This window comes from Nitrosospira multiformis, assembly GCF_900103165.1.
In the GTDB taxonomy this organism is placed as follows: Bacteria; Pseudomonadota; Gammaproteobacteria; order Burkholderiales; family Nitrosomonadaceae; genus Nitrosospira; species Nitrosospira multiformis_D.
Genome location: NZ_FNKY01000001.1, coordinates 772,448 through 787,501, shown reverse-complemented (window position 1 = coordinate 787,501; position 15,054 = coordinate 772,448). Strand labels below are relative to the sequence as shown.

The following is a 15,054-nucleotide window of genomic DNA, read 5'->3' as shown; positions in this document are numbered from 1 at the left end:
CCCGACATGTCTGCCAAAAATTCAGCTTTCGCACTGGCGGCTTTTGCCCTGCTGGCTACGCTATCCATCATCGACATTGCCTCTTCCGCAAACCGGCACGATGAAGATGGGGATGATGGCGAATCGAGAAACAGTATGAATATCCAGCTCGGTCCGCGTCCTTTCTTCCTCGTCAATGACATGGAGCCCAGCGCTCTCAAGAACAGACTCAAACATTGCGGCGATGGCCCGTTCCGTAAGACCGATTTCTCCATTGGCCACAGGGGTGCCGCTTTGCAGTTTCCGGAACATACGAAAGAATCTTACGAAGCGGCCGCTCGCATGGGGGCGGGTATTGTGGAGTGCGACGTGACCTTCACCAAGGACAAGGAACTGGTTTGCCGCCATTCGCAGTGCGATCTGCACACCACCACCAATATTCTTGCTACACCACTGGCTGAAAAATGCACCAGGCCATTCACACCAGCGCAGGTGGATGCCGCCGGAAACATTATTCAGGAGGCTTCGGCACAGTGTTGCACCAGCGATATCACTGTGGAGGAATTCAAGAGCCTTAAAGGCAAAATGGATGCCTTTAACCCCGCTGCGACAAGCGTTGCGGAGTATCTGGGCGGCACACCCAACTGGCGCACGGACCTGTATGCCGGTCCCACCAGCGGCACCCTGCTTACCCACAAGGAGAGTATCCAGCTATTCAAGACGCTGGGCGTGAAAATGACGCCCGAACTCAAAAATGCCAGCGTGACGATGCCTTATGACAGCGATGGTGATGGTGTGGGCGACTATACGCAGGCGCACTATGCTCAACAGATGATTGACGAATACAAGGCGGCGAACGTCAAGCCCCGGAATGTGTATGCCCAGTCCTTCGACATTCGCGACGTGCGCTATTGGATCGCCAACGAACCGCAGTTCGGCAAACAGGCGGTTTACCTTGACGACGCCAATATCGTAGCTGAACTGCCCAATGCCGCGCAATTGGCCGCCTACAAGGCCGAGGGCATCAATATCGTCGCCCCACCCATGTTTGCGCTGCTGGATATCGATGGCAACGGCAACATTGTGGCCTCCCGATATGCCCGTCACGCCAAGGCCGCTGGACTCGACATTATCACCTGGACCCTGGAGCGTTCCGGCATTCTGGCTGATGGCAACAACGACTTTTATTATCAGACTTTTGATTCCGCCATCAAGCGCGAAGGCGACATGATGAAAGTGCTGGACGTTCTGGCCAGGGATGTCGGCATTCGCGGCATATTCAGCGATTGGGCCGCCACCGTGAGTTACTATGCCAACTGCATGAAACTCAAATAATTCCCGGATCCCGCGGCTTTCAGGGTACGGAGTAAGGCGCAACGGCGCGAAATGGCGCCGTTGCGCGGGGCGGAGGGTTACTGGTAGGCCGGCCTCAGAGTACTTAGGGGGTACTTAGGGTAGCGGATCCGGCAAGGTCAAAAAGACTGAATACCGCAATCTGGCAGGCCCGTCTGAAGCCTTTTGCCGGATTATACTGACCTAATCCGACCTGCTACCGCTACGGGGCGTTCGATCTGTCCAGAACAAGATTAGCCCATTAGCCGATATGGCAATACAACATTTGTAACACGAAAATATGAAAATAAACCCATGTAGAACAACTGTGGGTTCAATTCAAGCCACTCACCGAACACCCCTGACACCTGCAAGGAGATATGATGAGCAGCGCCCTGCACCCCGATAGAAAAACAAATCCCTGCCGTACCAGCAGTAACGAATCCAACAACCCGTCCCTCCATGATCTGATCGAAGCGCGCAAACTATCGCGCCGGACCTTCCTTCAAGGTTCCCTGGGCATCACGGCGATGGCCGCATTCGGCGGTTCTTTGTTCGATGGCCTGGTCAAGTATGCCTATGCGGCACCCGCCCCTCTGAACGGCATCGGCTTCAGTTCGGTGCCCGCCAATTTATATCTTTCGGCGGGGGATGACAGGGTCACCGTACCCGCCGGCTACACTGCCCGGGTACTGGCCGCCTGGGGCGATTCCCTCACCGATGCGCCGCATTGGGACTCTTCGGGCGCGATGACCGAAGCGATACAGTTGCATACTTTCGGCGCCCATATCGACGGCATGCACCTGTTCCCTTTCCCCGCCACGGGCGCAGCCGGCATCGCCAATACTCGCGGTCTGCTGGTAACCAACCATGAGTACGTCGATCCTCCCCTGGTCAATAATATCACTCCCGCATCCGGCTACGCGGCCGCTGCCATCACCCTTGACATGATACGCGCCCAGCAGGCCGCGCATGGCATAAGCGTGGTCGAGATATGGAAAAAAGACGGCATCTGGGAAGTCAAGCGTCCCTCCGCCTTTAACCGGCGCATCACCGGCAACACTCCCTGCAAGCTCAGCGGTCCGGCCGCCGGCCACGATTTGATGAAGACTGCCGCCGACCCCAGCGGCACGAAAGTGCTCGGTACGCTGAATAACTGCTCCAACGGCTATACCCCCTGGGACACCTACCTCACCTGCGAGGAAAACTGGAATGGCTATTTCTCCAATGAGACCGGGGATGCGGTCGGCGTATCGGACCCGCAACAGAAACAGCAGATTCTTGCCGGCCAGGCACGCTACGGCGTAGCCAAGGGAGGCTCCGGCTACCGCTGGCACGAGGTCGATCAGCGCTTCCGCGCCGACCTCAACCCGAATGAGCCGCATCGTTTCGGCTGGGTGGTGGAAATCGACCCCTGGAACCCAAAAAGCACTCCCATCAAGCGCACCGCGCTGGGCCGCATCAAGCATGAAAACGCCTGGAGCGTGGTGGGCGCCGACAACACAGTCGCCATATACATGGGTGACGATGAGCGCAATGAGTATCTCTATAAGTTTGTCTGCGCCAATAAATACAACCCCACGAACCGCGCCGCCAATCGCGATCTGCTGGATTCCGGCACGCTTTTCGTCGCCCGGTTCGACGCCGGCGGCAGCGGCCTCTGGCTGCCGCTTACGTGGGGCCAGAATGGCCTGGTACCGGAAAACGGCTTTGCCGACCAGGCCGAAGTGCTGATCAAGACCCGCCAGGCCGCCGATCGCCTGGGCGCCACCATGATGGACCGTCCGGAGTGGATAGCCTCTCATCCCGTCACGCGCGAAGTCTACATGACCCTCACCAACAACAACCGCCGTGGCAGCAGCCCTCCCTCCGGCAACAATCCGGACGGCACCACCGGCGCGGGCAGCGCCCGGCCGCCGGTGGACGCCGCGAATCCGAGACCGGACAACCGCTATGGCCACATCATTCGTTGGCGCGAAAGCATGGGTAAGGTCGACGCTACGGATTTCGAGTGGGATATTTTTGTCGAATGCGGCGACAAGCTTGCCTCGCAGCCTCACCACAGGGGGAACATAATCGGTGACGACTATGGCGCCCCGGATGGCCTCTGGTTCGACCAGGACGGCCGCTTGTGGATCGAGACCGACCAGATTGGCAATGCGACCGGCGACTGGGCCAACATCGGCGGAAACGTGATGCTATGCGCCGACCCCTCTACTGGAGAAACCCGCCGGTTTCTCACCGCGCCGAAAAACTGCGAAGTCACCGGCGTCACCCATACCCCGGATGGCAAAACCCTGCTCATCGGCATCCAGCACCCTGGCGAGGATTGGCAGACCCATTACACCGAGAACTCCACCTGGCCCGATAGCGGTATCAATGGCCCGACCACGGCCAGCGGCTCTCCATCCGCATTCAAGCCACGCTCCGCGGTGGTGGTCATCACCAAGGACGGCGGCGGCGTGATTGGCACTTGAGCAGCCGTTTAATTCACCCCGCAATGGCTAAAATCATCGCGTCTCGATAAAGGAAGAAACCTCATGAAGCTGAAAGCCCTGTTCATAGCCTGCACCATGAGCCTTGCCCTGCCGGCTCATGCCGCACTCACCTCAAGCGCCACCGATATCCTTGATCCGCAAAGCATCGATTTCGAGAATTTTGACGGCCTTATCACCAGCGGCCCGGAGATCGTCGCACCCGGCGTAAGCTTCACCGGCACCCCGAACTCCATCCTGGGCGCGTATATCGCCGATCTGGGGAGCAATGGCATATGGGGCGCGGGCAATCATTTTGCTGGCACGGATATTATCGGCACGCTTAATTTCACCTTCGTCAATGGACTGACCCAAGCCGCGGGAGCCTTTCTTAACAGCTACGACGGCAGCCCCGTAGTCATCAGTATTTTGGGCGATAACCACCAAATCATTGAGTCTCATACCGTTAGTATGGATACACCGGATGGCCTCAATTCAGGGAGCTTCTTCGGCATCACGCGGACGAGCGCCGACATTCGCTCGATTTCGTTCAGCGGGCAAGGGCTGGTGGTCGACGACGTGACATTTGCAACTCCGATCCCGGAACCGGAGGCATACGCCATGCTCCTGGCGGGATTGGGCCTTGTAGGTTGGACAGCTCGCCGCCGTAAGACCGCAATAAGCAGCAATAACCCGGAATCCGCCGGTTGACCACTCGTCCTCCATTAGCGATGATTCGCTAAGGCTTTCTGTCTTGGCGAATTCGCTCTACGGCGGAAGCCGATAAAGGTTCAGGCTGGATTCAGGGTCAAGCCCGGAATAATGAAAGAGGCGGTGACGCGCTGCCGATTTTCCAAGGCAGCAGCGCGTTCCATACTATCCCTATTCCTTCTATTCCCCGCGCCCGATCACCTCGGCTGAAATAAAGGTGGGTTTGATTTTTCTCATCGCGTCGGCAGTCCGTGCGGCATCCGACAGATTCTGAGACAAAGCCGCCGTCGCCTTGGATACATCATCTCCTTGCGAAGCAGCGCCCGAGGTAGTGGCACTGACCGCGCTGGCATCCGCTACCGGGGTGCCGGTGGAAGTCCCGGCCACGGCAATATTGTCCGCGCCCAGCACGACCGAAGCGGCGATATTGAGGTTGTTCGCCCGGATGCCGGCGTCGCCCGCATTCACTGTTCCCTTGGGTGCGATCAGGTCGATGTCGCCCGCGACCTTGCCGCCGCTGGAAAGCGCACCGATCCCGCTGCCGGAAGCGGCGCCCTGCAATTCCTGCGTCACGTTGCCCTGCGAATCCACCTTGATGATCGGCGGCGGCACCGCGGTCGCCGTCTTCTTGCCTTTGCCGGCGTCGATATCGCCCTCGCTCGACCACAGCAGCACATCCCCCCCGCCCACGGTCAGAATGCGCGACTGATTGACCAGGATATTGTTGCGGGTGAATCCACGCACATTACCGTCGGCCACCGTGAGCATACCCAGGACATCATTGCCGGTATCCACCAGCACTGCCGGCGTATTGCTGAGACCGACGATCAGGTCGCCGCCAGGCACCATGAATTCGATATTGCCGCCACGCTCGGTCTTGATGCGGCTGGCGAACAGGTTGATCTCCCCTTGGTAATTCTTGAAGCTGCCATCGTCATTCTTCTCGCGCATCCCCGGAAACACCAGATCCAGCGTCGCATAGCCACGTTCAAAATCTCCCGCGAACGGACTGTTAGGATTGTTCGTGTCGCGACCGGTGACCAGCAAGGCGGTATAGACCATCTCGCGCACCATGCCGCGCTGGGTATCCGCATCCAGTGCCTGAACCGCCTGGACCGCCGCCAGTGCATCGGCGCCGTTCAAATCGGCGTTCCCCACCAGCCAGCGTGCCTGCCATAGCAAGGCATCATCCGGGTTGCTACCTGCTTTTTCCAATTCGGCGGCCAGCCGGTCAACGGCGCCGGTATAGTCGATTCCCTGCGCACCCACCCCTGCCGCCACATGAATATCGGCACCGCCCCTGGGCAGTTCGGCATTGTCGAGGTCGCCCCGGCTGACGATGCCCGCCGATGTTCCAAGGTCGATATTACGTCCCGCGGTCACCTCCAGCCGTCCCAGGCCACCCACCCAGATTTTGGCGTTATCTGTCCGGGCGTTTCCCGAAATAAAGGCCACATCCCTGCCCGCCACCACCTGGCTGAGATCGCCGGCATTGGCGTGCTGCGCCAGAATGCCCACATCGCGCACATCCTGACCCGCACGTACCCGAACTGCCTTGGCCAAGTCCAGGTTGGGAGGCCCCTCCTGGTTGCCCCGGATATCCCCCGCCACCGCGTAGACCCGTGCCGGCTGGGTATCACCAGTATGGACGGGAACGGCGGCATGAGTAAGGACAACATCTTCGGGCCTCAGTTGAGTAGTCGGAAACTGGGTGTATTCTGTGCCGGGCCTGATCGCATCCGGTATCAGCGCAGGATCCCGGTCGCTCATGACTATACTCGCGGGAATATTGATCGAATTTGCCGCCAGCAACGTCAACTGCGCGCGCGCCGAGGGACTTAACACGATGTCGGTGTTACCGTCGTTCAGGAAAATGTCATTCTGAAACGCCGTGGCTGACAGGTTGGGCGGCAGAAGGGAAAGCAGCGTCGGTCGCCATCTGCTACCGGAGATGCCGAAGTTGAGCCCTGGGCCATTGGGACCTTGGTTTTTACTGTAAGCTCCCTGGTTACTCGCAATATCCGTACTTCCCCCTCCACCATTGTGAAGCGCCACCTTGCCATCCAGGCTTTGCATATCCACGCCGCTGTCCGCGCCGTAAGTCGAAAACAGGCTCCAGCCAGGATTGTTTGCATTGTTAATATTAAACACCGCACTGTTGCCAGATGACTGAACTACCAGATGCGGATTCAGCACCGTGTGGATATTGACATCGCCCTGCGCCTGCACCCGCGCCTGCGCGTCACCCAGCGCCAGGATGGTGTAAAGTGGACTACCGCTCACATCTTGCCCGCTGTCCACCTTGCCACCCGCCTTCAGTACCAAGCCGCCACGGTCGGCATAATATTGGCCACCCAGCAAATCGCCACCGGTCTCCACCCGCACATCACCGCCGCCGGTTTTCACCAGTTGACCGGCATCCGGCGCAGTCGCCATCATGCGCGCCTGCGTCGGCGTACTGGCGGAAACGTTTTCCACCTTACCGCCGGCAGTGAGCGTGACATTGCCGCCGCCCAGCGCACCGATCCCCTGCTGGAACTGGTCGAAACGCACCCACCAGGCAGGCTGGAGCGTATATTCGCCAGTGGCATCATTCAACTTTCCCTGGCGAAACAGCCAGTTGGAATAGAGCTGTTTCGACGGTATGCCCACGATATCGCCTGCCGCCGCCAGGCTCACGTCGCCGCCGCCCTGGCTGAACTGCGCATTGGCGGGTACGACAAACCCATTAGCCAAATCAGCAATCCGGCCTGCGGTATAAATCACCGCTTTTTCGTCAGCCAGCCTGATATCGCGCCCCGCCGCAATGCGGATGTCACCGGTGCCGGTGCGCACGAGCTTGCCTGCCGCCAACGTGACGTCACCGCTGCCCGCCCTGACCGCCAGCGGATTGGCCGCCTCGGCATCCGCTCCCGCAACCAGCCGGTAACCCCAGGAATCACCAGGCAACAGCGTAGCCGGCGTGGTGCCGCTGCTGAATGGCGTCGCCACATTAAATCCATCCGACAGATTGTTATCGAGATTGAGGTTGCCCGCCGCCCGCAGGGTCAGCATGCCCGGCTCTTCCCCCGCGGGGCGGGCGGCGAGATTCCAGTTATTGCTGAGCGCGAGGTCTCCGGCCGAACGCACTTCAACCCCGGTGCGCACATGGAAGACAGGATCGCCGGCCTTGCCCAGCCGCGAGGTTATCGCGGCAGCGTGAGACGCGAAGCTGGTGTTGTCGGTGTTCACCGTATCCAGGCTCAGCGTCGTGCCGCTGCTCGCACCGCTACCGGTAAGGGTGGTAATATTGTCGTAGACCTTGACCGCTTCGACCACTACTGATCGAGCACCGCTGATGTTGCTGTTGATGCTGCCCACCGCCACGTCGCTGCCTGCGCCGCCGCCGGTGCGGGGTGCGCGCAGCAACACCTCTCCTCCCTCGCTCGCCTGGGCGCCACTACCTCCATGCACGTCCAGGGTACTGCCCGCAGCGAGATTCAGCCTCCCTGCGGTGGTGCCGATTTCCACTTCACCGCCATGCTTACCATTGCCGGTGGCGTAGGCATCCAGCTTTGCACTTGCCAGCACCGTTACATCGTTCTTTGCATAAAGACGGATGTTGCCCGCATCGCCACCCGAGGCATCGACATGCCCCGCGACATCGAGCTTGCCGCCATCCACGGCAATATGGATGTCCTTGGCCTTGACCGTATCGGTTGCAGCCAGGCTGACATCGCCGGTGCGCACACGCAGCGTCCTCGCGCCATCGAATACGCCCTGGTTGAGCGCCGTGTTCAGCGCGGAGAAGTCGGTCAGCGCAGCCACATCCAGGTCGAAGCGCCCGCCCTCGCCCCGGACGCCGCCAGCATTCGCCAGGGCCGCGCCCTGCAAACTGCCGGCTGCTATGTCCGCCGTACCATTGGCTGCGCGCACGATCACCTTGCCCGCGTCGCCGCCCGGCGACGCGGAGACATTCACCTGGGCGCCGGTTTGCACCACCACGTTTCCGTTATCGCTGGCCAGCTCGACGGTACCGCCGGGCGAGGCGCGCTCGACGTCGAAAAAAGCCACCGAACGTCCGGCAGCGCTCGCTACCGCGTTCGCGCCCAGCGTAAGATTGCCGGACGTCGCTGTCAGTTGGAGCTGCCCCGAGGGCAAGATGGCCTCGGTATCGAACATCAAATCCGTGCCCGACAGCGCCCATCTCGCCCCCAGCGCAGTCACTGGCGCGAGCGCACGGTCTGCCGCCGTGTCGGCTACGCTGAGCGAGCCGGTTGTGGTCAGGGTCTGGTTGGCCCCCAGCTCGCCACTGAGGCGCGCGACATTCAGGTTTGCAGTTGCGGCGGCGATATCGGTGCTGCCCGAGCCGCGCCCGATGAGTTCATTGGCGCGGATGTCGACCTGGGAAAATCCCTGGATGGCTTTGGCGCCTTCGCCCAGCACCAGTTTGTCCGCCTGGATCGCCAGTACGCCGTTGCTGGGTGTGCTACCGGCGGTGAATACCGCTGCCGCCGGGTTGGAGAGTACGATGCTGGTTGCGCGCAGATTTGCGGTTTTACCGCCGTTGTTCAGCCCGGCCAGCCCGGCACCCGACAGATTCAAGGCTTGCAGAGTCGGCTTGCCCTCGGCATTCACACCGCCCACGCTGACATCGCCATACAGATCAAAGGTGGTGTAACTTGTCAGCGTCAACGAATTCAGGCTGTTCAGGCTGTCCAGTTCCGCCTGGCTGAATATCAGGCCTTCGGCACCCGCCGACGCATTGCCAAAATTGACGCGGGTCGCGCCTATTGTCAAATTTCCGGCGACCGGATTACCCTTATCGTCAGCAAAAAGGGTGGTGCCCGTAAACGCATTCTGCAGTGTGGCGTCCAGCGTGATCGAATTTGCCGAACGGATCGTGCTGCCGGTTTCACCCGCCAGCGTACCCACGCTGCGATCCGGGCTACCGGTACGCGAAAAGCTGGCGGACGTTGACGCGACCCGTACCAGGGCGCCATTGCCGGCGGTTTCGTAGCGATTTGTGTTATTCGCATCGCCCCCCGCACCGGGCGTAGGGTCTTGCGTCTCGATAGCGCTACCGGCTTTCAGCGTCAGGGTATCCTTCGCCGCCAGGATGATTTCGTCGCCCTTCAGGGCGTGATTGGCGTCGTTGGCCAATATCACCTCCTCGGCATTAACCGTGAGGAGTGTGCTGGCGCTACCCAGGGCGAGGCTGCGCGTGCCACCCAGGAACAGGCTGGCCGCACCCATGGCGTTGAGCGTGCTGGCCGCGATACGCGTGGCCAGCGGATCGATTCCCTGCGTTCCGGACGACGTGCCGTTGGTGATGGCGATTTTAAACGCGCTGATATCCACCGCCGCCCCCCGGCCGCCCCCGGCCGCGCCCAGTTTGAAAAGGGCATCCAGCTGCAGCCCGCCCGCGGTATCGATGGAGAGAAGCCCACCGTCCTGCGGGCGAACAGGGTTGGCGGCGAAAAAGTCCGAAGCACGGGTCAGCGTAATTTCCGACCGCTGCAAAACCTGCTCACGGGTCAGCACTTCAAATCCGCTCCACAAGGCGTCACGCGGCCCCCCTACCGGTGCCCGGCTGTCCGTGACATAACCCGGCACGACCTGGGTGCCATCCTGCCTGCTGTAAGCCTGACCCGGCAACAGGTTATGCACGTCCGTGTGCAGCCTTACCGCATACGCGCCGGGCAGCAGTGCATAGTGCGCGGGCAGCAAGGTGTACACACCTGCCGGCAGACCCGGTATGCCGGAGAGATACACGGCATCCCCCGCCGCGCGGTCGAAACCAGTGCTCTCCTGCCTGTCGCCTGGGGCGAATCCGCTCGCATAGCCCGGCAGGATGGCATAGGTATGGGCATCGTTCAGGATATCGCGCGACCCCCCTGGACCCACGCTGAACTCGTAGGCCTGCAAGTCGCCGCCGCCGGCGAGATCCAGAGTTGCGCCAGCCTGCATGTCGATATTCGCCGCCTGGGTGCGTATGGATTTTTCGGTCAAGCCAGACTGCGGGATTTCGTTCGAGTCGGGCCTGTACACCCAGCTGCGGCCATTCACCAGCATGCCAAACGAAATCAGGCTGCCGGGCGTGGCGGAGATCGAGGTCAGGCTGCCTTCCTTGAACGTCAAGGTATCGGTGGCGTTGAAAGCGAGTTGGCCGAACGGCGCCCACACATTGCCGTCCTGCACGATATTCGCGGCCGTAACCGTAAGGCTGCCCAGGGCGGATAGCGGCAGTGATGGCGGCAGGGTATTGCGGCTGAATGCAACCGTTTGCCCCGGCGCCTGGATGTTGATCTGGCTATAGGTTGTGGGGGCGATCACCGCACCGCTGAAAAGCAGATCGGACGCGCTCGCGAGCGTGCCTGTCGGACGCGGCAAGCCGCCGCTGCTTACCCCCGACAGCCTGACTTCCTGGGTGCCGTTCAGTTCGGCGCGTGCCATGCCGGTCAGGGTCAGGTTGCCCGCGAGTTCCAGCAATTGTGCAGCCGCCTTGAGTGTGCCGCTGCCGGCAACCGGCGTGTTGACCACATCCACACGGTTTATGTCGTAATTTCCCAATCGCAGGGTCTCCGCCTTCAGTGCGGCATTCCCTCCCGCCGTTTCGATACGCGGCGCGTCGAGCACTACCTCTTTCAATGATAATGCCCGATTGGCGCCCAGATTCAGATTGTCTTCCAGCCGGATAGCGTCGCGGCTTTTGAGTGTGATGCGATCGAAACCTGCCGTTTCCAGCGCTGTAGTGCCAACCTTTGCCTGCCCGTTCAACCCGCCGGGGATGGCGGCGCCCGGAGCCAGTCCGCCTGCCAGCGGCGCCACTGCCGGTGCCAGACTCAGCACGCGCTCTCCAAGTGGAAAGCCTTTAGTGAGCGCATCACCCACATCTTCAAGTCCCAGAACAAGGTCAAACGTTCCACCGCGATTGAATACACCACCCGCCTGCGCCAGCAGGGTCCCGTCCAGCAGAATTCCCTCGCGTGCGATAATACCGAGCGAACCCGCGTCGCTGCCCACCCACTGCCCCAGCCCCCCCGCCTCATTCAGAATATCCAGCCGTACCGGCGCAGCCCCCGCCATCTTGATACTCGAACCCGCCTCAGCCACAACATAGCCATATTGTGCATTCAAAGCAACGGTGCCACCATTCAGCACTTCGCCCTGTGTAAGGCGATTGTTGTCAAGAAAAGTCAGCGCTGCGCCTGATACATCGAGAACCGCCTGCTTGCCCAGCCACAGACTATTGCTTGCATTGAAATCAAAGCTCTGGTCATGATCGAGCGTCGCCGCAATGCTGCCGCCGGGCGCGCTGATGCTCCCTTGTATATCCAGCAGGCGCCCGGCCGACAGCGTGATGTTTGCCCTGGGATCGGCCTCGATGCGTGCGCCCGTGCCGATCGACAAATCACCCGTCCCATCCGCGGTATTTTTTGCCGTCAGGCTCAAATTCGCTGGTTGGCGCACCAGGTCATCCAGCTTTACCTGGCGGGTAAAATCCTCCACCCTGCCGCCGCTGGAGCGCAGGGTATAGTCAGGCTGCAATTCCAGGCTAAGGACAGCCGGCTTGATCCGGACACCCTCGGATAAGGTCACATTGTCAATCCCCGCAAGATTGACATCGGCAAACCCGCCACGCTCAAAAAATCCGGCGCCCAGGTTGACCGTGCCGGCAGTGCTGTCCGGCGTGCCGCCGATCCGGATTTTATTGCTGAAAACAGTCAGCATGCCACCTTTGCCGATGCCGTAGCCATGCATATTCTCCTCGGTGACACCCGACACTGCGTGGCCCGACAGGCTGATCTCGCCGCCATCGCCGGCGATGACACTGCCGCGGCCATCGACCCTGAGCCGGCCGCCGCCAGTGACATCCAGCAGCGTGTTTTGTCCCAGCGCAACATTGTCAACCGCGGTAAGCATGATTTTACCGCCATGCACCAGTGCGACCTCGCCCGAACCCGTCGGCACGCCGCGTAATTCATTCACCCAGGCCCCTCGTGCCGACAGCACCACGCCATCGGCCACCACAACATTTAATGGATCTGGTGAGCGACCGGGTAGCTCGTTTCTATGTGCATCGAGCACAATCGAGCCGCTTGGGGCCTCGATATCGGCGCCGACCGATATACCCTCCGCCGTGATATGCACGCTGCCTCCCTGCGGGACACGCAGAACTTCACGCACTGCCACCGCCTTGTTACTGAAAACTTCCAGGTTGGCAACTTTATCCTTGCCTAGCAATGCGGGATTGAGGCTTAGGGTATTGATGAGATCGGATGATAACGCATCGCCAAACTTGAATCCCGCCGGCAGGAGGGCGCCGCTGCTGCTCAACTCGACCAACTGGTTAAGTTTGAATTCAATACTTCCCCCGAGAAGGGGAGCAGCCACTGGGTCGTAGCCCACCCTCAAACGCGCGCCAGCAGGCATGATGCCAAGGTCGCGCTGTACTTCGCCAACGATGGTGCGGCCCTGAATATCAGCCTGCATCACGCTCGCCCGCAGACCGATAACTTCCAGTGCGCCGGCATTCTTGCCCTCGGCATAGCCGGGGTCATAGTTGAAGCTCTGCCCCAGGTCGATCACCTCTTTTATGTTCCAGCGGCCGAAGTCCTGCACATAGCGGGTGGCAATGCCGTCATAACGCACATCAGCGCGGGCATTGGCGATGTCGGTCAATACGCCACGGGACATGAGCAGCGTGGTAGGCACGCTGGCCGGAGTATAATTCAGGCTGCCGCCCGACAGGTCAATCACCGCGCCGGATTCGATGATGGCCTCGCCCTGAGAGCTTACACGCACAGTCCCCCCCTCGGTCGAGCGTTCGGCCACGCTCCGTTCCAGGCGCGCCTGATAGGATTGCAGACTGTCCTTGGCGATGAGCGTGGGTTTACCCGCGTTAGCGTTGGCCAGGGCACGATTGATATCGACAAAAACCTTCTGACTGCGAAGCGGGCCGTCGCGATTGACCGGAGAGTCTTTCAGCTCATCCCCCCGCAGTTCGACTTCCACCCCATTGCGCGCCGTGGAAACAGCCACATTTTCCAATCCGGCCACATTGATGCGCGCACCGCTGGCAATATGAACACGGGCAGCATCAGAGACGGGCGCATCAAACATCTGCGTGACCGGATCATTGGTAAATAGCAAGCTGGGATTGTCCACAGCGATGAAATTCACTTCACCCGCCGGCGCATTGATCGCCGCGCCGCCCTCCATCCGCACATCCTGCCCCACCACTTTCACCTGGGAGGAGAGTACCAGTCCGGTGCCGGTCAGCCCATCCAGCACGCCAGTAGAGTCGGATACGTCCGGCAATACCTCGGTCAGGCTGCCGGCGCCGAGTACCGCGCGGCCACCACGCGTGGAATTGTCCTGCCCCGTTGCCGCATCCTTCGCCAGCAGGTACACCGAGCCATTGGCAATTACCGAGGTCGTCGCCCGTGCGATGCCCTGCTGGTTGACCGCATATCCCACCATGGTGACGTTGCCGCGCGGCGTGCTCAGCTCGCCCAGATTGGTGACATGGCCGAGCTTGTCCAAGGCAGACTCTTTCAGTGCCACGGTCTGGCCATCCAGCTTGCCATCCTTGACACCAGTGTTGGCCGTTTCGAAATCAGCGAGGCCGGCCGGGCTGTCCACTTCCACCAGCAGGCCGCGCACATTGACATCTTTGGGTTCAGCCGAAGCCGAACGCAAAAACACCCTGGTGCCCGCCGCCGCGATCACCTGTCCGTCGGGCGCTGCCACCGTGCCTTTATTGATCACTGTCGGCGCGATCAGCATCACCCGGCCCTGGCTGCCCGCCGTGATGCGTGCGCCCTCGAACACCTTGATGAAACCACCCGTGCCCTCAAATTGCGGGGTCGTCTTCTGCGTGGTCAGGAAGGAATTAAGGATGAAGCTGTCGGCAATATCCAGACTGCTGGCGGTGAAGCTGCCGAGGTTCACCTGCGAGGAACCCATGAAAGCGATGCCATTGGTGTTGACCAGGATGATATTTGCATTCTGCCCAACTGCCTGGCTGAGGATGCCGGCGATCACGCTGGGATCATTGTCCCAGACGCGGTTGAGCGTGGTGAAGTTCGCGCCCTGCACCAGATTCTGTGCGGCGAGGCTCTCTACCTGCTGGAACTGCACCGAATGGCCGGGGCTGACATTAAAACTTTCCCAATTGAGAATGGCCTTGTCGCCCACCTGGTTAACAATGGCCTGGTGGTCATGGACATGATAATTTGCCTGCCCGGCGGTGACGAAATCCGGTATCCCGCCGCCGCAACTGCCGCCCGCACAAGGCACGGGCAACTCGGCCTGCGCCGACGCACTCAGCAGTAACTCTGCCAGTAACAACCCTGTCAGCAGCGCGGCGCCACTTCCCGCCTTGCCACGGCTGCGTACGGTTTCCGCCGCGGGTACCAGCATGCTCAGGCCGGTGCTGAAAATTAGTCTGTATAGTTTGCGATTCATATTCTCCCCGCTTTTTTTGTAATCCGGCCGAATGCAGTGTCTTGCGCGCTTATGCCGGTTTTCTGAATACGGCTTCGATATCGGTCATACGATGACAAAAATAAAC

General features: G+C 60.6%; 4 protein-coding genes. 3 read left to right on the top strand and 1 reads right to left on the bottom strand.

The genetic code is table 11. The features are described from left to right. Positions 1 to 6 precede the first annotated feature (6 nt). From BLR00_RS03590 to BLR00_RS03580, 3 genes are all read left to right on the top strand, one after another. Complete coding sequence (locus tag BLR00_RS03590) at positions 7 to 1,314, top strand: glycerophosphodiester phosphodiesterase family protein (RefSeq protein ID WP_074630842.1); 1,308 nt, start codon at positions 7 to 9, stop codon at positions 1,312 to 1,314. 380 nt (positions 1,315 to 1,694) lie between these two features. Next, a complete protein-coding gene (locus BLR00_RS03585; RefSeq protein WP_074630841.1) occupies positions 1,695 to 3,788 on the top strand; it encodes a PhoX family protein in 2,094 nt (697 codons plus the stop codon). A 63-nt stretch (positions 3,789 to 3,851) separates the two neighbouring features. Next, positions 3,852 to 4,496, top strand: a complete 645-nt coding sequence (locus BLR00_RS03580; protein WP_074630840.1) for a PEP-CTERM sorting domain-containing protein — start codon at positions 3,852 to 3,854, stop codon at positions 4,494 to 4,496. A 180-nt stretch (positions 4,497 to 4,676) separates the two neighbouring features. On the opposite strand, the gene BLR00_RS03575 is transcribed toward BLR00_RS03580, so the two are convergent. After that, positions 4,677 to 14,948, bottom strand: coding sequence for a filamentous haemagglutinin family protein (locus tag BLR00_RS03575; protein WP_074630839.1), 10,272 nt, complete (start codon positions 14,946 to 14,948; stop codon positions 4,677 to 4,679). Positions 14,949 to 15,054: the final 106 nt, after the last annotated feature.

Excerpts from the sequence above, each read along its gene's own strand:
- BLR00_RS03590 (WP_074630842.1), top strand. The coding sequence starts at position 7 with ATGTCTGCCAAAAATTCAGCTTTCGCACTGGCGGCTTTTGCCCTGCTG.
- BLR00_RS03585 (WP_074630841.1), top strand. The coding sequence starts at position 1,695 with ATGAGCAGCGCCCTGCACCCCGATAGAAAAACAAATCCCTGCCGTACC.
- BLR00_RS03580 (WP_074630840.1), top strand. The coding sequence starts at position 3,852 with ATGAAGCTGAAAGCCCTGTTCATAGCCTGCACCATGAGCCTTGCCCTG.
- BLR00_RS03575 (WP_074630839.1), bottom strand. The coding sequence starts at position 14,948 with ATGAATCGCAAACTATACAGACTAATTTTCAGCACCGGCCTGAGCATG.